Genomic DNA, 20134 nt, shown 5'->3' with positions numbered 1-20134 from the left:
CAATCATGACACTTCCAACGCAACTGAAGTCGCTGCGGCTGCCCCTCATCGGCGCGCCCATGTATATCGTGTCGAACCCCGCTTTGGTGATTGCCCAATGTCAGGCGGGCATCGTCGGCAGCGTACCTTCCTTGAACGCGCGCGACAAGGACGGCGACGGCATCATGCTGGAGATCTGGCTGAAACAGATCACCGAAGCGCTGGATGCCTGGAACCAGTCCAACCCGGACAGGCCTGCCGCGCCTTATGCGGTCAACCAAATCGTGCACAAATCGAACGAAAGGCTGGAGCGCGACATTGAGATCTGCGCCCGTTGGAAGGTGCCGATTTGGATCACGTCGCTGGGTGCGCGGGAAGAAGTCAACGAGATGGCACATGGGGCGGGCGCGATCGTCTTGCATGATGTGATCAGCGACCGATTTGCTCGCAAGGCCATCGAAAAAGGTGCCGACGGTCTGATCGCCGTGGCCGCGGGGGCAGGTGGGCATACGGGGGCGCAATCGCCCTTCGCTTTGGTGCAGGAAATCCGCCAGTGGTTTGAGGGACCGCTCGCCTTATCCGGAGCAATTGCGTCGGGCGCGTCGCTTTTGGCCGCACAAGCCGCCGGCGCAGATTTCGGCTACATGGGAACGCCTTTTATTGCGACCAAGGAGGCCAACGCAGCCGCTGCCTATCAAGAGATGCTCTGCGAGGCCCATGCGCAGGACATCATTACAACCGCCGCCGTGACCGGAGTGAACGGCAACTACTTATCCCGCTCTCTTGAAGACACTGGTGTTGATCCCAGCACGACAGGTCAGTTGTCGCTTCTGGGTGACAAGAACAAACCCGGCCCGAAACCGTGGCGCGATATTTGGAGCGCTGGTCAGGGCGTGGGCTCCATCACCGAGGTGACCCCCGCCAAAGACCTGATCGGGCGCATCGCAGGGGAGTATGACGCCGCGAAGGCGCGGCTTTCACAGATCACCGGCAGCTAAACCCGAACCAAGAAAACGCACTGGCGCGCAATGGAATGGCGCCTGAAGGGAACAACATGAAAGACATCGTCATTGTATCTGCCGCGCGCACCGCCGTGGGGAGTTTTGGTGGATCTTTGAGAGGGCTCACACCAACGGAACTTGGCGTCATCTCAGCAAAAGAGGCGATTGGCCGGGCAGGTCTACAGCCGGAGGATGTGCAACAGTCTTTCTATGGCAATGTCATCCACACAGAGCCGCGCGACATGTATCTTGCGCGGACGATCTCTCTCGAAGCAGATTTGCCGAATAGTTCAGCTGCGCTTACGGTGAACCGCCTTTGCGGTAGCGGATTGCAAGCGATAGTCTCGGGTATTCAGACGCTTCAGCTCGGTGACGCGGTTATCGTGTTGGCTGGTGGTGCGGAGAGTATGAGCCGGGCCGGATACCTCGTGCAGACAGCACGATGGAGCCAAAAGATGGGAGACACAAAGGCCATCGACATGATGCTCTCCGTTCTCAATGACCCGTTTGGACATGGGCATATGGGGATCACGGCTGAGAACATCGCGGATCGCCTTAGCATCACACGCGAGACACAAGATGCGTTTGCCGTCGAAAGCCACCGGCGCGCATCTGCTGCGATTGAAGCGGGCTATTTCAACGATCAGATCGTCACGGTCTCGGTCAAATCCCGAAACGAAACGGTCGACTTCAAGACGGATGAACATGTGCGCGGTGATGCGTCTGCGGAAGGGATGGCCGCGCTGAGGCCGGCCTTCAAGAAAGACGGCACGGTCACTGCAGGCAATGCCTCAGGGATCAACGATGGTGCCGCGTCTTTGATCTTAATGAGTGCTGATGAGGCTGAAAAGCGCGGCCTTGAGCCGATGGCGCGTGTCGTGTCCTATGGACATGCCGGGGTCGATCCGGAGGTGATGGGCCTTGGCCCAATCCCCGCGATGAAAATCGCACTTGGCAAAGCTGGCCTGACGGTGGGCGATTTAGACGTCGTGGAATCCAACGAAGCTTTCGCAGCCCAAGCCTGCGCGGTGACCTCCGAACTTGATCTGGATCCTGCCATCGTGAACCCAAACGGCGGGGCCGTCGCCATCGGGCATCCTATCGGGGCGAGCGGTGCGATCATTACCACCAAGCTTGTCTACGAGTTGAAGCGGCGCGGGGCCAAAACAGGGGCGGCCACGATGTGTATCGGCGGCGGGCAAGGGATCGCATTGATCGTCGAGGCGGCATGACCAGCTACCTGCAAAACCCTGATCTGCCTCACCGAAGGATCGACTTATGAAACTAACAGACATGGCAGGGCAGATCGGCGAAGAGATCGCGGTGTCAGACTGGCTGCGTGTCGATCAAAGCCGCATCGATGCATTTGCCGACTGCGCCAATGATCATCAATGGCTTCACACCGACCCGGTGCGGGCTAAGGCCGAAAGCCCGTTTGGAACGACCATCGCGCATGGTTTTCTGACGCTGGCGATGCTGACCGAGTTGCAGCGGGACGCAGGGGCCTGGCCGGAAGATGTCGCGTCCACTGTCAATTACGGGCTGGAAAGGGTGCGGTTTATCAGTCCGGTCCTGTCGGGAGCGCGCATTCGCAACCGGGCGGTCTGCGGCGAGCTGAGCCAGAAGAAAGAAGGCGCTTGGCTGGTTAAGTTAGAGAACACGCTTGAGATCGAAGGGCAGGACAAACCGGCGCTTGTCGCCACGAACCTGCTGATGATGTTCAGGTAAAAAGGGAAATGCCGATGCAGGATACGCCGACAGAACATCCCTACGCGAGGCTCATCGCTTTCACGCAACGCGCCTCGATGCTGACGCCGAAGGTCGGCGCTGAAACAATGGCAAAAAGCAGTGTGAAAGAGTTCTCTATCGTCGACACGGCGTCTGTGGTTGAGTCGTTTGCAGTGTCAATGACCCATGGTCTGGCCGCTTCCACGAGCGTCTGCATATCTCGACACGCCAGTATTCGCGGATCGTCCGCGATTGGGTCAAATCGATCGGTCTAGAAGCCAACGCATATGGGCACGCATTCGGTGCGGCGAACGAAGGTGACACAGATCTACAAGAAGACCGGCAACTTGCGGGCGGTTCAACTTCTGCTTGGGCACACCAAGATGGATAGCAACCTCCGGTACTTAGGCGTCGAGCTGGAGGATGCGTTAGCTATCGCGGAGGCCATTGAAATCTAGCAAGTTCGGGTCGCTTTCGAGTGCGGCCCATTCCAGACATTGGGCACCCAGTCTGGATGCTGCAATTGCGCCCGCATTGCGGATCTTCGCTGCGGGCGCAAAATCAGGGGCTACTCGAATTCACAATTCGCGGGACTTTTCTGTCATTGGTTTCAAAGCTCTCGGTAGCTGATAATTGATATTCCAAGCTGTTTAATGCGCTCACTCAGCATTGGGCTTGTCAGCGTCTCCAAACAAGTCACCCGGTCTTCGGCTACGTCTTCGTAACCATCGTGTCCCGTTGCACCCAACTCCGGTGAAGCAACAGCCGGATGGTCGATGAAGATGTAGGTTCCAGTTTCAAGCTCGTCGAGTTGCCGCGCAAAGGCTTCGATCCTCTGGTCGGTTTCTCTCGGGAACTTTGGATAGCCTTCGATGCGGGGAAGACCGTGGCCAAAGGCGTCGTCTTGGAGTCCAAATTCTCTGCAAAGATCAGAGATAACCTCACCAAGCCGCGCGTCAAACTCTCTGAAGTGCTTCAGCATATGAGAGCTGACGTGAGATGCGTTTCGGAACTTTGAGATGCCAAGCGAAACTTGAGCCCTGAATTCATTCGCAATTTCGTCGAGCGACCAGTCCGCATTTGCCAGACAAAGCCTTCCATCACTGTCGCGAGGAGTCAGCAATGGCAAGAAATTTCCGCTTTCATCGGTTAGACTCTTGGCATGCGTAAGCGGTCGCCACTTCACCGCATCCCACTCGCTTGTCAGGGTCAAATGGATACCGACGTCTACTTCGGGATGTTTGTTTAAAATCTCCGCCGCATGCGAGGTCCATGCACATGGCATCATGACCTCAACACTCCGCGCGATACCCTCAGTGCAGGCGCGCAGACACCCGACGTTGGAAGACCAACTCGATCCAGCGTCATCCACTCTTACGAGTAATCGAACTTCACGCATCGCACTCCAATCCTACCAGTGTTTCAATCAACAGAATTACACCCGAAGGCCCAGGTTGAACACAACTCACCTGCCATGAAAGGTCGCGCCGCAGAAATTTGGAGGTTTGGGCTCTGTGCCGCCATTAGATCGACGGCAGCATGTCCGCCGGATCATTAGCACAACCTAGGCAAGGGCGGCCCATTGCGGCCATTGGCCAACGAAGCAAAGTGCTGTGGTTGCATCTCAATTAGCGGCCGTTTGCAAGACTACATCATTCTGAGTTCGAGGAAATTGAACGGCGCAGTTTTCTTCGATTTTGTGACCTAAGCCGGTACTACAAATCCAAGATGAGCTAATATAGTGATGGCACTTCCATGAACCGACGCTGAGTGCTTGGCGATCTGTTGTTACTGACTATGAAAAAACCAATCTGGAGAACGTGTCTAATGGCTGGAAGCGGGCAGCACTTCATTCCGCGACATTTCTTGAAACCTTTCGTCATTCAGGATGGGTCTGACAAGCTGTGGATGTATCGTCGTAACCTTGACCATCCCGTTCCGGTTGACCGCGGTGATGCGGCTAAACAGAAGCATTTCTATTCGAAGCCGTCAGAGGATGGGACGCCAACGCTTGACGATCTCATCACGGATTACGAAACGCACGTGTTCAAGCTGGTTGACGTGCTGCGCGCCCTCAACATCGGTGAGGAGGCAGACCCACTAATGGTTGGCGAAGTCGCCGCCCACTTGTCCATTCGCTCCGCGCATTCGAGAACGTTCATAATGGAGGGGGCGGCGAGTATGGCGCAACCCATAGGTAAGCTAGTCGAAAACCCAGCTGAGGTTTTCGGGATCGAAAGACTATCAGCCAACTGTATCCCCAATAAACTACAAGACATCATTTTGGACGGCATCATGAAAAATGGATATGATGTGCTGTCTGGCGTCAGCAAGGAAACACTTGCCCGTTTGCTCTATTTTCATTTCCGAGAGAACGGATCCTCAATGCTTGAAGAGGCGCAAAGCACTGTTCTGCCGCTCGTCGATCAGTTCTTGGGAAACACGAAGGCCTTAGCCACATCGGCACACATTGAAGCACTGTCCAGAACGCTCGCGCCTGAAGGCATCATCGAAAAACTCGCCGGATTGCAATGGACGGTAGAACCACACAAAGTGATGCCGGCAATTCTTCCGGATTGCGTTTGTATTTCCTTCGATGAAGTTGAAGGCTGGCAGCCACTTTTTCTGGGTGGAGAGAAACCGAGATATGTAGTTCTACCCGTTGCGCCGGATCGGATACTGGTGGGCACCCGCGCGGGTGCCGATACGTTTGTTGTCGAGGGCATCAATGAAATCGCAACGACCGTCTGCCTTGATTTTTTTCTATCGAGTCAACGTACCGATGCCTTGGCATTTCACCACGAAGGTTTGGGTGAACAGCTTCGCAGCAAGATCACAGGACTAATCGACGACGCTCTGGCCGGTGTTTCCGTCGACTTTCTTCCGCTAAGCGAAAACGCAGCCAACCTGAAGTCAATCTTCGACCTGGAACAAGGCGACAATGCGGACCAAAATCTGAGTTTTTCCATCGCGCTCAAAGACGCTGGCAATGAGGACTTTGCAAGACAGCTAGGCGACAATCTAAGCAAGTTGATCATACGACTGGTACCGACACATACGTTCTGCCGAATTGACGGATTCACAGTTGCTCATGATTATGAATCCGCCCTGAATGAGGTGGTTCGCGGCTTTGACACGGCACCGGTCAAATCCACGCCGCCCGAATTCGGTCTTGGCGTCGCAATGCCGCTTTGGGTGATGCGCGACGGTGTGATGAAGACACATTTCGTCTTGCGCGATAGTCTGGCTGCACAACTTATGTTTGGCGAAGAAGCCGAGCGGCTCGAAGCCGAAGACCTGTTAGCGCAAATGATTTCTGGCACTTATTTGGAATCGTTGATTTTCGGCAGGTTCCCGGAAGCAGCAAAGTTCGTTGCTTCCGATGGCGTTGAGCAATTGCTGAGCCAGCATTCTTACAATGCGTTCAGCGCTTACTTCTGCGCTCGAGTCTGCGCGCGCGACAACGTAAGAACTAATGCCGCTGAAGAACACCTCGTCGGTCAACTAGACGCGGCTAATCAAAGTATTGTTGCAAAACGCCAAGCCTATCGTGTGGATGGGAATTTGGACGAGTTCCTCGAATACACTTTTGAAGCGCTAAGCCTTCTTCTAAAAGCATGTGCCCGATTGATCGGCACTTACCATTCGTTTGAGCAACCACCAGAGTTGCCCGGTGATCTGCATGAAAAGCTCAAAGAACTTGAGATTATCGATTGGTTCGATCTGTTTGCGAAGGACTTGAACGGGTTCATGGAGAGCTTTGAGGAATGGGGCCGATTTGAAGACATTCTGTTCACCAACCGGCATCTAGAACGCTTACTCCTCCGTTATGGTATCCTCCTGGATACGCATGAAGCGGAGGGTGTGTACGCCCACATTCCTTTTGGTTCCGATGAAGCCTATTTGTTGGAGCTTGAAGCCAACCATTCGCACTAGTGAGGCTGCAGCGCCATTGCATCCAGCAAAGAACTAAAGTCAGCGTTACGTGGACTCTGTGCTGCACGCTGGACATCTTCAAGGGCTATTTGCTTTCGAAGCTCCTGAGCAGGAAGTCCTTTTTTGTATTGAGGCCAAACTGCCATCAGACGGGTGAGAGCGATCGCTGCAGTGGGTGGTTCATCGTTGGCATGACCAACAAAGTGCCTGAGCAAGAATGCTTCGAAGCAGCAATTCTGTCTCAGCAGGACGAAGTTGTGCCGTTCCACCAACCCGGCAATCTGGGCATCACGACCGGGATTATTCCCGAGTAGGTCTGTATCCAACATCAGAAAACGTACGCTGTAGGCTGGTTTAGATCCTCTTTCGCCTTGTGCTGCCATTTCAATTGCGCGCTCCAAAATGGCGAGAGGATCGCCCGCACGCGGTACCACTTTAGATTCCGCGTGAACGGCACAGCCTTGCTCGTCAGCAAAACGTTGCAGTAGCGCTGCGTAGCCCTGTTCACTCTCGCCCTCACAACCGACAAATAAGCGCCGGCGCCGTCTAACTTTTTGCCTTCGCACCATTAGCCAAGCACCGGTACGGCACCGTACTCGCCGCCCATATATTTGCCGTAAAAGTTCTCGTTTCGGCGTACCCGCTCAACATCGGCCAGGTTGAATACCGTTGTGTTGCCCTCAGCATCCTTCTCGCAAAAAAACACCTCCTCTTTGGTGAGTTCCGTAAGTAGGCTTGCAGAATGGCAAGTCGTCCACAGTTGCGCCCCATGCGGATTGCGCTTTGGGTCGCCAAACCAACGCAGGATCTCTGGTAGGATGAGAGGATGGATTGTCGTATCCAGCTCATCGATTATTGCCACACCGCCTCGATCCAGTGCCATCAAAATGTAGGGGAAGATTTTGATGAACTGCTGAGTACCATGACTTTCGCGGTTCAGCGAAATTATCTGATCCAAACCCGAGTGCCGAAAGAGCATCATCGGCTCGCTCGAAGATGAGTCGATTCCGATCTCATCAATCCCAAGATCAATGCGCCTTGCAATCCCTTGAAGCTCTTCAAGTGCATTGGGATTGTTATAGTACCATTTAGTCATCGTCCTTACATCATCTTCAACCCGGTCGATGAAGATGTTCGAGACCACGGATAAGGCCGCTTCGACAAACGCGGTGGCGATCGTGTGGTTCAACTGCGCCAACGTCGCGATCACGCTGGCCCTTGGTCGAAGAACTTCCTTCAGGGCTTTCTCCGTGCCGGAAGTTAGGAAGCCTTTTTCCGCCTTTACCGCATTGCTTTCGTTCCGTTCAAACAGTGTTCTGAACTTACCTTTCCCACGGGGCTGATAGCACATTTTTTCTAGAAGTACTTCATCAGCACGGCTATTGCCGCGAGGTGATAGGACGACTTCATAGGTGTAGGGGCACTGATCACTGTCTTCGGATATGGAAAGTGGGTTAACTGGTCCCGCAAATGAGAATGCCAATCTGGTCGTTTTCTTAATCCGCTCATCGCTGCCAAACTTTTCGTAGGGAAGGCTGAGGTCGGAACGGTGGCCGAAGCTATGCGCGACAAACCATGATCCGAACGCTATCGACCGTAATATGTTCGATTTTCCAGCTGCATTTGGACCAAAAAGTGCAACGACGGTCGGGGCTCTCTCATCAGCGCCCTTGTAAACCGGGGATAGTCGCCCCAGCGGATCGTCAACTGACTTCCGGGCGCGAAGGTCGAGAACTTGGCGTTCTCCAACTGAGAAGAAGTTTTCAATTTCGACACTGTAAAGCATAAGACTACTCCGTTAGGGTCCACATATGGCATCTATATTCGCATATTCAACAAAAAATTGCTAAAGATCGACGTATAAGGACAAAAATAGTGGTGTATTCGACGGACAAGCAATGTTGGGGTCTAGTTTGCTCTGGACTCTTTGCGGTCATCGGATGCGTAGCCCGGATATCATCATCCGTCACCGATGGTGAAAGCGTCGAGGGAGAGCTACAGTCTGGCAAAGCGACAGCAGTTTCAATGAATGGACCGGACTCACGATGGCGTACTATGAAGAGGATTTCAAAGAGGTTGCTCATTGCGGTGCCAACACGACCATCAATATCTATTGCGATGATGAAGGACGGAAGGGCGCAGCATTTGGAATTGTTGGACGTAGTCCGGGGCCAATGAGTGCCGTTGGAGTCTACATCTTGCTCCCCCATGGAATCCCAGTGTCTGACTTCAAATTGGGAGGAATCGGCCAACCGTTTGATCCACCGCCCCCGGAGGGCTGTGTTCCGGCAATCCTTGGGTCTGACTCATTAGGCTGCTGGGGTCATCAATGCCCACAATGTGGTGGCTATTTCCGCAATGGAAACCATGCGGCCATTTATCCCCAGACCTGCCCTTACTGCGGCTTGAGGACAGCGGCATTTCAATTTCTCACACCAGCACAAAGGATGTTCCTTGCTCACCTTGCTGAGAGGTTAGAGGAAGAGCTTGCTGTACCCGATGAAAAGGGGACAGAGCGGCAAGTAGAAATTGATATGGAAAGCCTCGTTAAGCAGGCAGCCGATGAACCAAAGCCGGACTTCTACTATTCGTCACAGACACAACAAACGCGATACAAGTGCAAACACTGTGGCGAGTTTAACGATATCAGAGGCCTCTATGGCTACTGCGCTGCCTGTGGATGGCGGAATAACGTCCAAATGCTCTCGGGTCGGCTTGAGGAAATCCGGCAGTCATTAAATGACGGACAAGCACAGCCAGAGGTAGCCATAAGCCAAAGCGTATCAGCATTCGATGCAGCGTGCCGTGACTTCGCTAGTCAACTCGTACGCCGAACTCCGATGAAAGCCGCACGGAAAGAAGCGCTTTCTAGGTTGGTCTTTCATGACATTGAGTCGGAAACCTTCAAACGCTTGAAGGACTTTTTTGATCTGAATCCACTTAAAGGGATTGCGGACAAAGATGCTCGGTTCATCCGGCTCATGATGGAGCGCAGGCACGTTTTTGAACACAATGCTGGCGTCATCGACCGTAGATACGTTGAGCGTAGCGGCGACGAAGAGGCCGTGGAGGGGAACCTATTGCGTGAGAACCGCGAAAATGCGCATCGCCTGATAGGCTTACTTGCACGAATGGCAAGCAATATCGACACGGATTTCCACGAGATATTCACTCCGACGGAGTGGCCAATTAAGTATTTCAAAGAACGGCAGGAAAGGGCGTCAGGGTAGCTGCGCGCAGGAATTTAAGTAGTTTCACCGAAACAGAACTGAGAAATTCCATTCGGAAAGCTGAAGGCCAACCAAGGTCCGCTTTGAAAATGCCCGATGAGCCCTCTCGCACCTGCAGCGAAGGTCCGCTTCCCGCCCTTTCTGTCAATTACAACGGGTTAATATTGCGATCCGCTCTGTGTCCCATTCATCGCTCGACGCGGAATACTGTTTGTTGGTACCCGCTTCGATCAGACCTGCATCAACAGTCAGCCGAGATTGCAACAATCAGCGAACAACCATGACTTGTGACGCAAAGCTTCGAACACTATCTACAGGGGATAAATTTCGATTAGGTTCAACATATGGCTTCATTCAGTGGCTTCATTCGCAAGTCTCCCGCCGAACGGCTGAAACGATATTTTGAATCCCGCAACGTGCCCGCACCTGATAATTTCGATTGGAGTAGCGACGGGCGGGGAACCGAATTGGTCCGCTCGATAGAGAAGTTGATCGCCGAACTTCCCGAGAAGCCGCAAGACGCAATGAAGGCCGAACTCGACTTACTGGCCACGCTTTCGGACGAGGTTGGGTTGATCGCAACAGATCAGGTTTGCAACGGCGAAGACGTCGACATTGAAGGGCTTCACGGCATTCAGGACATCTTGCTGTTTCTAGCGATAGAGCATCCGGTCCTGGTCAACCGCATTGAGGTACAGGCTTCTATGTCCCGCACGCATGGCGGGCAGAACTGGTCAACGTTCCGGTTTGATGACGATGGGAAGCCTTGGTCGTTGAACAACCAAGCCGCGCGTGATGCCTTTTTGGTCGATACTCTTTCGGTGCTTGAACTCCCCAAGCACCGAAAGCACGTTGCCGACTGGTATGAGACGGTCCGCAAGCACTCGTTCACCGGCGAGGACACGACCTTCACCCACGCGACGATCTATGTCGAAGAGCGGGCGGAAAGCGAGTTGGGATTTGGCGTTTCAGATCTCGCTGGAACGGCAGATCGTGGCGAAGGTGCTGGAGGTGGGTATTGCCTGTGACCCCAATTCACGCCTTCTCGAGATTTGTGCACGCGGCGGGAAAAAGGTGCGCGACAAGTTCTCGACCTTGTTTTCAAAGAACTTCGCCCCGAACTCGAAACTGCCACTCGAAGTCCCCCGCCGGGACGTTCTTCTGAAACTGTTGAAGAGCGAGCCTGAATTCAACATTTTGCCATCGGACGGCATTGAACGCATTGAAATCTCTTCGCTCGATTTTGGTGACACAAGTGGTGGCATCGCACGCTTTGAAAAGCGCGGTGAAGACGAGAGCATTTACGGATTGCTTGATCGCCGCTTTGGTGCGGTGTCTCCGCTCCGCGCGGGCGGTTGGACAATTCTTGCCGCAACCATCCGGATCATTCTTGCAGCGCAGGAAGGGAAACGGCGACGCACCCTGACCGTAACCTTGCGCCTGCCGAACACGACCACGTCACCGAACACAACCGAAAGCGACAGACAATTTATTTTCGGTCTGTTGGAACGCTGGGGCCTGCTTGCGCCGCCTATTGAAGACTTTGACGTTCTGGAGGCAGGGTAATTGCAACCGATTGAGTTGCTTTGCGAAATCGCGGCACAAAGGGGAAAGGTCGCAGCGTTTCAATACTCTCAAGAACCGTTCTTTCCTGTTCTACTGGCACATGGGTTTCTTGAAAAGGCTGGTGTTATCCAGTCGGTTACTTGCCTGAACTGTGACACCGTGCACGAATCCGAGATCGTGCATCACTCTGGGTGCGATGGGTACTTTTGTCGGGAAGCGGGCTTCGTTCCCGTCTCGGAAGGTGAGATCAGTGCGGTGCGCGCAAACGTCCCAAAGATGATCGCCGCATTGGCCAATGCCTTCGAGTGCCGCGCCCGCAAGACTTCGCCTATCACAGGCGAAACTTGGCGCGTCGGAAAGGTGGGCAGCGAAGCCGGGGACATTGCGATCTATTTCCATCCGACACTCCAGACCGAGGGGGAAGCAAGGGACCTGGCGACGGCTTTGGTACAAGAAACGAGATCGACATATCGGCTTGTCTTCACGGCGGCGGGCGCACTGAAGGTCGGGCGCGCGAATACCGTACCGTTGTCAGAGATTGTCGAATTCGATCTGCCCGGCCCTGAGTTTCGGGCGGTGGCCGATCTGCGCGACCTGGTGAGCGCACCGCGCAAAAATCTCGGCGGCGCACCGAACCGCTACGGCCAAGCGCTCTCTGCATTGATCGCGCAAAGGATTGCGGACGGCAAGGCCTTGGGAGGGCGCAATGAAGAGGCTCGCGCCGTCTTGGCAGACTTCAAGCAGTCCAACCCGCAACGACGCCCGCCGTCGCTGTCTTCCGTTCAGGACTACGTTAGCAAGGTACGTGCTGGGCAATAACTGGTCAGAAACCTCGCTTATGTTTCTGCCCGAGCCTCGTCTGTCAAGGTCCGCTTATGCTCTTACAAAGGAGAATGAGCCATGGCGAACCCGTTTGAACCTAACCGCCCGGTGCCCCCGATTGCAGTCTCGCCCGACGAGGCCGCGCGGCTTGCCGGTGTGGGCCGCACAACGTTCTACGCGGCCCTGTCCAAGGGCGATTTGCCCAGCATCAAGATCGGCACGCGCCGCTTGATCCGCGTGGACGCGATCCGCGAGTGGTTGGCGCAAAATGAAACTGGCACCAAAGCGTAGGAGCCGGTCATGCCGAAGAAAGCGCGACTGAACCGGATCAAGTCTCTTCACCCTTACACAATAGACGAGGCGGCGGAGGTTTCTGGCGTCTCGCCCCGCACAATCCGGACTTGGGCGGCGAATGGTTTACGTGTGATGGACGTAGGACGCCCAGCGCTGATACGAGGCGACGATCTGAAGGCATACATTCTGAACCAGCGAAAAGCCCGCAAATTCAAGAGCGCGCTGGACACCATATACTGCGTCAGTTGCAAGCAGCAGCGCAAGCCTGCTGGGGGCATGGCTGACTGCATCCTGAAGGGGAACCGCGCGGCACTCACGGCGCTCTGCGACGTCTGCGAACGAGTGATTTCAAAACCTATCGCCGCAGCAGGCATCCCCGACATTGCCCGGAAACTCGACCTCACAATAACGCGGCGTGAAACAACATTATAGTGGTGGACACGGCCCCCCTAGAATTTCCACTTCGCGCCCCCGTCAAAGGGCACAGTTTCTAACAGGCAAAATCGCAGCAGCAAGAGCACTCAAATGACCAAAAGACCGAACGAGAAAAACGAGCGCATCAAGCGCGACTTTTTGAACTACCGCAAGCACGCAAAGCAACTTTCCGAGAAGACGCTAGACCGTGAGATCGCCGCGCTGGAGCGCTTTGATGTTTGGAACGGGCGCAAAGACTTCGCGAAATTCCATATCGACTGGGCGATGGGATTCCGCGCGCATCTGGAAACGGAAAAGACCTCGAAAGGTACGCCGCTGAGCAAATCCAGCCGGCGCGCAATCATGGCCACTCTTCGCGAGTTTGTGATCTGGCTTTCTCAGCAGGACGGCTTCCGGCGGCGCGTGAAACTCGCCGATGCGGAGTACTTTCGCCTTTCCTTGAGGGACGAGGCAGAAGCGCGTGCAGCCCCAGAGCGCCCCGCGCCAAGTATCAAGCAGGCCAAGCGTGCTCTCGCGATGATGCCCGACGAAACGCCACGCGACTTGCGGGACAAAGCGATTTTCTCTCTATTGTGTCTCACGGGTATTCGCGTCGGCGCACTCGTCTCTCTTCGGATCAAGCATGTGGACCTGGAGGATAAGTCGATCACCCAGAACCCGCGCGAAGTCGCCACCAAGTTTGGCAAATCCATAGTCACGTTCTTTGCCAAGGACTTCAAAGAGGCCGAAGATGTGCTGGCCAAATGGCTGGCATATCTGGATGGAGTGGCACTCTACAGTCCCAATGATCCGCTCTTCCCGGCGACGGCGCTTGAAGCGGAAGGCACCAACGGTTTCAAAGCCAACGGGTTCCAAAGGCGAAACTGGAAGACGACAGAGCCGGTCCGCAAGGTTGTCAACGCTGCCTTCAAGAACGCGGGCTTACAAGCATTCGGTCCGCACTCCTTTCGGCACATGCTCTCACGGCACACTGCCCGAAATTGCAAATCAGTCGCCGAACTCGTCGCCACATCTCAAAATCTCGGCCATACCGACATTTTGACAACCCTCAGGACCTACGGGCAAATCAACCGTGATGACCAGCGGAGGCTTGTGACGGGTGAAAAACCAGATGACTTGATTGAATAGCTGGCGCATCGAACGTCGGCTCTGAGCCCACACCTACCGAATGCTGCAAACAGTGCGAATGGCAGATTATGTTGTTCATAGGCCAAGTCTTTGAAAATCTGTAACAGTCTTGCGAGGACACGTTTGAACAAGCAGTGCCTGTTTCAACATGTTGTGCTTGGCAATCAGAGATCAGCACCCATGCTCGTTGACCGAGGTGAAGAGTATTTCGTACGCGACCCCGCAAAGTGAGCAAGCATTGCCTTCAACTCCACAAAATCAATTGGCTTGCGCAAGACCCAAGACGCATTTTTGGACAGCTCGAACAGCTCACCATTGGGGTATTTGTTGCTGCCAGTCAGATAGATGATCTCGGCATCAGGAATGCGATATCCAGCGAGGTCGGCAACTTGAGTGGAGTCGACCGGGCCAATCATGAGGTCCAGAAGCAGAAGGTCGGGTGAAACCTTGTTCAGAATGTCACATGCAGCGGGGATGTTACTAGCTGCGTAAGCCAGATGCCCGCATTCCTCCAACACCTGAGTCAGTGCAAATCGCAGAGCAGGATCGTCTTCAAGAACTAGAACCTTCAACTTCCGCCCTCTAATCAAGAAAAAGTTGCCAAAGTATTAACAGCCAAAGTTAAGAAACCGTAAATGCGCCGAAGTTAAGATTAATCTCTGTCGCATTGAAATACTTAACAATGTGTTAACATGTTCACTCTACGGCCTTTTTTAACGGAAAATTTATTGCACGTGCGCGTGGACCGCGCCTACCGAGGGAAAGGTATATTCTTGATGGAACATTCCCTGGCTCAACTGTCGTTGGTCGATGGTCCTGCCACAGAGGACTTTGATCGCTTTACCCGTCTGGCGACCAAGATGCTTGGCGTGCCCGTGGCTCTCGTGTCGATTGTGGACTTTGATAAAGATAGGCAATTTTTCACAAGTGCGTGCGGCTTGGGTGAGCCATGGGCAAGTCAACGGCAAACACCACTGACACATTCATTTTGCCAGCACGTTGTTACCGCTAATGAACCTGTGGTGATCGAAGATGCCCGCACTCATCCACTTGTCCGCGACAACCTGGCCATACGTGACTTAGGCGTTGTAGCATATTTGGGCATTCCGGTAACAACACCAGATGGCAGGGCTGTCGGCGCTCTATGTGCGATTGATACCCAACCGCGCGCTTGGCAAGAAGACGATATTTCCGTTCTCACTGATCTGGGCGGTTCTGTGACAAGCCAGATTGGATTGCGCGCGGCACTTCTAACGAGCGAAAGGTCAAAAAAGGCGGCCACTCAGTTTGGGACTGCGGTCGAAAATTCGCACCATGAAGTGTTTATGTTCGAAGCCGACACTCTCAAGTTCACCACTGTGAACAAGGGGGCTCGCGAGAATCTCGGCTATAGTATGGAAGAACTCCGTGCTCTTACTCCTGTGGACATCAAACCTGATTTCAGCCCGCGTGACTTTGCCACACATATCCTACCGCTCAGAAATGGAAGCGCCCAAAGCCTCGAATTTGAGACCGTTCATAAGCGTAAAGATGGCAGCATTTATCCAGTTTCGATCCGGCTGGAACTCCACGGCGATAGCGAAATGTTTATTGCCTTTGTCGAGGACATTACGGAACGGCGAAAACTGGAACAGGCACTTGCGAAGGAGACCGAGAGTTTCCAGTCATTCTTCAAATATGCACCTGAACCCATGACAGTGTCGGCAATGGACACCACTATTTTGCAGGCAAATCCAGCCAGCGAACGTCTTTTCGGACTGTCGTCTGAAAACCTGTTGGGAACGCCATTTTTGCCTTACATCCCTGAAAATCGTAGGCCAGAAGTACATGCAGGTTTCTCGCGGACGACCCCTGAAAACCCGTTCTATTCTGTTTTGCTGGAACAGGTTATCAACGGAATTCCGAAGAGCTTGATATGGTCGAATGTCATACAATTTGAAAATGGTAAGCCGTCAAAGATATTTTCAATCGCGAATGACGTAACAGAGTTACACGACGCAAAAACACAGGCTGAAAGCAGCGCCAACGAAGCCAAGAAGGCAATGGAAATCCGCAAGGTGTTCTTGGCCAATATGAGCCATGAAGTCCGCACACCGCTCAATGCCATAATGGGGTTGTTCCAACTCATCCAGTTGGCAGACGTCCCCGAGCGCCAGAAGAAGCAGGCTGAGGTTGGCCTCAGTGCCTCACATCACCTTTTGGCGCAACTCGTGAATGTATTGGAATTGTCCCGTGTTGAGGCCAATGCCATTGAGATCGAAGTCAAACCAACGAACGTCCGGTCGTTGGCGGAACAGTGGCTTGAGACGGCGTCAGCGACAAATCACCGATTGGGAAAGCCTATCGAACTTTCGCTTGAGGTTGATGACACAGCACCAGAACTCGCTGATCTTGATGAACGACGGGTGACACAAATTGTAAATAACCTGACCGACAATGCTCTTAAATTCACCAAAGAAGGTCGCGTCACTATCCAGGTTCGACGGGGATCGAACATTGGTGTCTCTGCACCGGAACAATTGGAGGTTTCAGTATCCGATACTGGGTGTGGGATCGCTAGGAACAAACACGAAGCGGTTTTCGAGCGGTTTGTGCAGATTGACGATGCCCAGACAAGGGAGAATAGTGGCTCTGGGCTTGGGCTGGCCATTAGTCGAGAACTCGCTGTGCTCATGGGGGGAACGCTTGAGGTTGCATGCCCTTCACAGGGCGGTTGCTACGCAACTATCTTCTCGCTACGGTTGTGATCTTCCAAATGAACGGAACGTCCAAAATGGCAGCGGCAAAAAAATCCTTTTGATTGAAGATGACTATTTCACGCGTTTCATGATGAAGGAAATTATCGATACGTTGGGTGTCAAGGTTGATATCGCTGAAAACGGCCACGAAGGCTGTGAGCGGCTCGACAAAAGCCCTGAAGACTATGGTTTGGTCCTTATGGACATCCATATGCCCAAACTGTCTGGTGTCGATGCCACCCAGATTATTAGACAAAAGCCCAACGATCCGCCGCGCAATGTTGCCATTATCGCGGTTACAGCTGATGAGCAGTATCATGACAAATCGGTGGTGAGTAAGCATGGTATGGATGGATTTATCGCCAAGCCTGTAACAGCAGTCGAGCTAAATGACTTGTTTGACCGGTATTGCCGAGCAGCCTGACTTTTTTGGGAGGACTCGTTTCAGCCACCCAAACGAGCAGGCGACCCATAGCTTCCGTTTGAGCAGGCACATCAGAAGTCGGCTTTGTCCCGCAGACCGGACTTCGGGTCGCCTATGGTTACCGCACAAGGTAACCACCACTTCAGTCCGAGGCGCATTGTGCCTCGGCGATACTCCTAATCACACGGCATTGATTGTTCAAAAGCCCTCGCTCGCTTAAGAAGCTACACATTCTTAGCGTGGGAACAAGTGTGGGAACAAAGATTGTGTATTTGCTAAAATTAATTTATTATCAATGGCTTAATTGAAATCTGTGGCGGACAGACAGGGATTCGAACCCTGGAGACGGTCTCCCGCCTACACACTTTCCAGGCGTGCGCCTTCGACCACTCGGCCACCTGTCCGTGGCGCCGGGTGTACCCAAAGCAGGCGGGTCTGTGCAAGGGGTATTCTGCGCAAAAAGCCGCACTGTTCGGGGGCGTTACCCCTGCCCCACATCGCCCGGCTCTGAGCTGCCGCGCAGCGCCTCGGGGTTGCGCAGCCAAAGGTCGCGCTGGGCGAAGGGAATTTCGACGCCTTCCTCGGTGAAGCGGCGCGCAATCTCATGACGAATTTCAGACGGCGCCTGCATCACGTAATTCACATCCCGCAGGATCGCGCGGATCTCAAAATCCAAACTGTCGGCGCCGAAGCCCACGAAAAACACGTTTGGCGGCGGGTTCACGATGACCTGCGGATGCGCCTCCGCGATCTCCCTGAGCATCTTTTCCACCATGCGGGTATCGGTGCCGTAAGCCACGCCCACCGGCACGATGATGCGGCCCGTCAGGTTGCCCTTGGTCCAGTTCGTCACCGAGGTCGAGATCAGGTCCGCGTTGGGCACGATCACATCGCGCCGGTCGAATGTTTCGATCCGCGTGGCCCTAACGGAGATATCGCGCACCACCCCCATTGTGCCGCCCACCTCGATCCAGTCGCCTTCAGATATGGGGCGCTCCACCAGCAAGATGATGCCCGAGACGAAGTTTGACACGATGGTTTGCAGCCCGAACCCGATGCCCACCGACAAGGCCCCAGCCACAATCGCCAGTGAGCTGAGGTCGATCCCCGCCCCTGTTATGGCCAGCAACGCGGCCAGGAATATCCCCACATAGCCGACGCCCGAGACGACCGCGTTGCGCCCGCCGATATCGAGCTTGGTTTTGGGCAGCACCTGCGTTTTCAGCGTCGCCTGCGCGAAGCGGGTCACAAAATAGCCCAGCGCGAAAATCAGCGCGAAGGTCAGGAAATCGGTGGGGGAAATGCGCGTCTCCCCCAGCACGAACCCGGCAGAGATGACGGCGATTGTCTCGGTAATATCGGCAAACCGCGCGCCCCAGATCAGCGCCAGAACGGGGACCGCCAGCAGCGCAAGCGCGAAGCCGATCAGCACCGGCACCAGAGAATTCACGCTGTCTTCATTGCGCGTCATGGTGGCGTACAGATCGCTGACAAAGCGTTGCAGCACCGCCAAAAGCGCCAGCAGCGCCAGTGTCAGAACGGATGAAAACGCCAGCATCGCCCCGGCGGACACATAGCCAATCGCAGCCATCAGCGGCGCCGCGACGCCGACCAGCATCGTGGCGCGCGCCAGCGTGTTGGTCAAAAGATTGCTGCGTCCGGCGGCCTGAACCGCGTCCGGTTCGGCCTGCGCAATGGCTTGGCGCACGGATTTGCGCAGCAATTGCCCCATGCGAAACAGCATCAACCCGGCCACTGCGATCGCCGGGAACAGCAGCACCGACTGCACATCGCGCGTCATGATCTGCCCCAGAAACCCGGTATCCGACAGCAGAGTGATACCTTGTTGCACGGCCAGCAAAAGCGCGAGGATCAGGGCGTAGAACCGCCCTTCGGTCAAGTCATTGCCTTCCAGCGTCAACACCGGGCGCGGCGGGTAGGCGCGCGGGAACACTTGGTTGGACAACCATCGCGCCGCGGCAAGATAGGTCACCAGCAGCGCGCAAATCTGTAGCACCGTGTCGCCCACAACCGCCGTCATCTCGGTCGCTTCCACGGCAGAGATCAGCGCCAGAATGCCCGCGACCGGCAAGATCACCCCAAACAGAGAGGCCACAAATGTCGCCACCCGGAACCCCGCGCGCCCTTCGCTTTGATTGGCGCGCAGCCGCGCGAGCCCGCGTTCAATCCATGTGCTGGACCGGAACACCAGCACCAGACCGGCGGCGAACAACAGAAGCGACAGCGGCAATTCCCGGCGCAGCGTCGTGCGCCGCGAGGCGGAGGCGTAGTTATTCGCGACCTCCCCCGTTGCGGCCTCCCCGACCAGCCCCAAAGCGATCAGCGCATCGGGCCACAGGATCGGGTTCAGCGGCGTCGGGTCGAGACGCATTATCCGTTCCGCCTGCCGTTCACGCACCATCTGGTCAAGCTGGGCGACCAGACCGTTGGCGCGGGTATAGGCCTCCTCGGCGGTACGCACGGGCGCAAGCGCGCTTTGCAGCTGCGCGGCAAGATCGGCGCGGCGGTCGGCTATTTCGGCGGCTTCCGCCGCCTCCCCATCCGCAGGTGCGGGCCCAAGAGCGGTGATTTGTTCGCGCAAGGTCGCAATGCGCTGCGCGTTGATGTCCTGCGCGGCCAAGAACTGCTCGCGCCAATCAACGAGGTCCAAACGCAGCGTTTCCAACGCCTCGTTCGTGCTGTCCGCCGAGTCAAGCGCGTCTTCCGCGCTTCGGGCTTCGCGCTCCCAAAGCACGTAATTGGGCTGGTTGTCCTGCGCGGCCGCCTCCTGTGCAACGGCCAAGGACGGCGCAACAACGCTGCCCCCGCACACACACAAATCAGCAAAAAAAG

At 54.9% G+C, this 20134-nt stretch carries 18 protein-coding genes, 1 tRNA gene and 1 pseudogene; 14 read left to right on the top strand and 6 right to left on the bottom strand.

The features are described 5' to 3' along the window. The first annotated feature begins 5 nt into the window (after positions 1–5). The 4 genes and pseudogenes from ACZ1G7_RS16820 to ACZ1G7_RS16805 form a co-directional block, all read left to right on the top strand. A complete protein-coding gene (locus ACZ1G7_RS16820) occupies positions 6–977 on the top strand; it encodes an NAD(P)H-dependent flavin oxidoreductase (RefSeq protein ID WP_472660531.1) in 972 nt (323 codons plus the stop codon). 56 nt (positions 978–1033) lie between these two features. Continuing rightward, positions 1034–2212, top strand: a complete 1179-nt coding sequence (bktB, locus tag ACZ1G7_RS16815; protein ID WP_472660530.1) for a beta-ketothiolase BktB — start codon at positions 1034–1036, stop codon at positions 2210–2212. 46 nt (positions 2213–2258) lie between these two features. After that, positions 2259–2708: a MaoC family dehydratase gene (locus tag ACZ1G7_RS16810; RefSeq protein ID WP_472660529.1), complete on the top strand. Its 450-nt coding sequence runs from the start codon at positions 2259–2261 to the stop codon at positions 2706–2708. Positions 2709–2895: 187 nt separating this feature from the next. Next, positions 2896–3166: pseudogene (locus ACZ1G7_RS16805) on the top strand (tyrosine-type recombinase/integrase); the annotation flags it as partial. 152 nt (positions 3167–3318) lie between these two features. On the opposite strand, the gene ACZ1G7_RS16800 reads toward ACZ1G7_RS16805, so the two are convergent. Then, complete coding sequence (locus ACZ1G7_RS16800) at positions 3319–4107, bottom strand: ChbG/HpnK family deacetylase (protein WP_472660528.1); 789 nt, start codon at positions 4105–4107, stop codon at positions 3319–3321. 428 nt (positions 4108–4535) lie between these two features. Here ACZ1G7_RS16800 and ACZ1G7_RS16795 point away from each other — a divergent pair, with 428 nt between their 5' ends. Next, entirely contained in the window at positions 4536–6644 is a 2109-nt protein-coding gene (locus ACZ1G7_RS16795; RefSeq protein WP_472660527.1) for a hypothetical protein, read from the top strand. Here ACZ1G7_RS16795 and ACZ1G7_RS16790 read toward each other — a convergent pair. Together ACZ1G7_RS16790 and ACZ1G7_RS16785 are read right to left on the bottom strand one after the other, a co-directional pair. Further along, on the bottom strand, positions 6641–7213 hold the full coding sequence (locus tag ACZ1G7_RS16790) for an RloB domain-containing protein (protein ID WP_472660526.1): 573 nt from the start codon (positions 7211–7213) through the stop codon (positions 6641–6643). The two genes, ACZ1G7_RS16795 and ACZ1G7_RS16790, sit on opposite strands and share 4 nt — an antisense overlap. Further along, positions 7213–8430: an AAA family ATPase gene (locus tag ACZ1G7_RS16785; protein WP_472660525.1), complete on the bottom strand. Its 1218-nt coding sequence runs from the start codon at positions 8428–8430 to the stop codon at positions 7213–7215. The genes ACZ1G7_RS16790 and ACZ1G7_RS16785 overlap by 1 nt, the downstream gene beginning before the upstream one ends. 259 nt (positions 8431–8689) lie before the next feature. On the opposite strand from ACZ1G7_RS16785, the gene ACZ1G7_RS16780 reads away from it, so the two are divergent. The 7 genes from ACZ1G7_RS16780 (at position 8690) to ACZ1G7_RS16750 (ending at position 14119) form a co-directional block, all read left to right on the top strand. Beyond that, complete coding sequence (locus tag ACZ1G7_RS16780) at positions 8690–9874, top strand: hypothetical protein (RefSeq protein ID WP_472660524.1); 1185 nt, start codon at positions 8690–8692, stop codon at positions 9872–9874. Between the two features lie 344 nt (positions 9875–10218). Further along, the gene (locus ACZ1G7_RS16775; RefSeq protein ID WP_472660523.1) at positions 10219–10902 is read left to right on the top strand and encodes a hypothetical protein; all 684 of its coding nucleotides are present in this window, start codon (positions 10219–10221) and stop codon (positions 10900–10902) included. After that, positions 10835–11440, top strand: a complete 606-nt coding sequence (locus ACZ1G7_RS16770; protein ID WP_472660522.1) for a hypothetical protein — start codon at positions 10835–10837, stop codon at positions 11438–11440. Before ACZ1G7_RS16775 ends, ACZ1G7_RS16770 begins: the two co-directional genes overlap by 68 nt. Positions 11441–11599: 159 nt before the next feature. Continuing rightward, a complete protein-coding gene (locus ACZ1G7_RS16765; RefSeq protein WP_472660521.1) occupies positions 11600–12259 on the top strand; it encodes a hypothetical protein in 660 nt (219 codons plus the stop codon). Positions 12260–12340: 81 nt separating this feature from the next. Beyond that, the gene (locus ACZ1G7_RS16760; RefSeq protein ID WP_472660520.1) at positions 12341–12553 is read left to right on the top strand and encodes a helix-turn-helix domain-containing protein; all 213 of its coding nucleotides are present in this window, start codon (positions 12341–12343) and stop codon (positions 12551–12553) included. Between the two features lie 9 nt (positions 12554–12562). Then, positions 12563–12988: a helix-turn-helix domain-containing protein gene (locus ACZ1G7_RS16755; protein WP_472660519.1), complete on the top strand. Its 426-nt coding sequence runs from the start codon at positions 12563–12565 to the stop codon at positions 12986–12988. Between the two features lie 93 nt (positions 12989–13081). Continuing rightward, positions 13082–14119 (top strand): tyrosine-type recombinase/integrase, encoded by a 1038-nt coding sequence (locus tag ACZ1G7_RS16750; protein WP_472660518.1) that lies wholly within the window; start codon positions 13082–13084, stop codon positions 14117–14119. Between the two features lie 164 nt (positions 14120–14283). On the opposite strand, the gene ACZ1G7_RS16745 is transcribed toward ACZ1G7_RS16750, so the two are convergent. After that, positions 14284–14691, bottom strand: a complete 408-nt coding sequence (locus ACZ1G7_RS16745) for a response regulator (protein WP_472660517.1) — start codon at positions 14689–14691, stop codon at positions 14284–14286. 204 nt (positions 14692–14895) lie between these two features. On the opposite strand from ACZ1G7_RS16745, the gene ACZ1G7_RS16740 reads away from it, so the two are divergent. Beyond that, on the top strand, positions 14896–16866 hold the full coding sequence (locus tag ACZ1G7_RS16740) for a sensor histidine kinase (RefSeq protein WP_472660516.1): 1971 nt from the start codon (positions 14896–14898) through the stop codon (positions 16864–16866). 49 nt (positions 16867–16915) lie between these two features. Further along, entirely contained in the window at positions 16916–17281 is a 366-nt protein-coding gene (locus ACZ1G7_RS16735) for a response regulator (RefSeq protein WP_472660515.1), read from the top strand. A gap of 314 nt (positions 17282–17595) precedes the next feature. Here ACZ1G7_RS16735 and ACZ1G7_RS16730 read toward each other — a convergent pair. Beyond that, positions 17596–17685, bottom strand: a tRNA-Ser gene (locus ACZ1G7_RS16730). A gap of 77 nt (positions 17686–17762) precedes the next feature. Beyond that, on the bottom strand, positions 17763–20084 hold the full coding sequence (locus ACZ1G7_RS16725; protein WP_472660514.1) for a DUF3772 domain-containing protein: 2322 nt from the start codon (positions 20082–20084) through the stop codon (positions 17763–17765). Positions 20085–20134: the final 50 nt, after the last annotated feature.

Source organism: Litoreibacter sp. JB4-2 (genome assembly GCF_055693445.1).
This window is presented reverse-complemented; position numbering and strand designations above follow the sequence as displayed.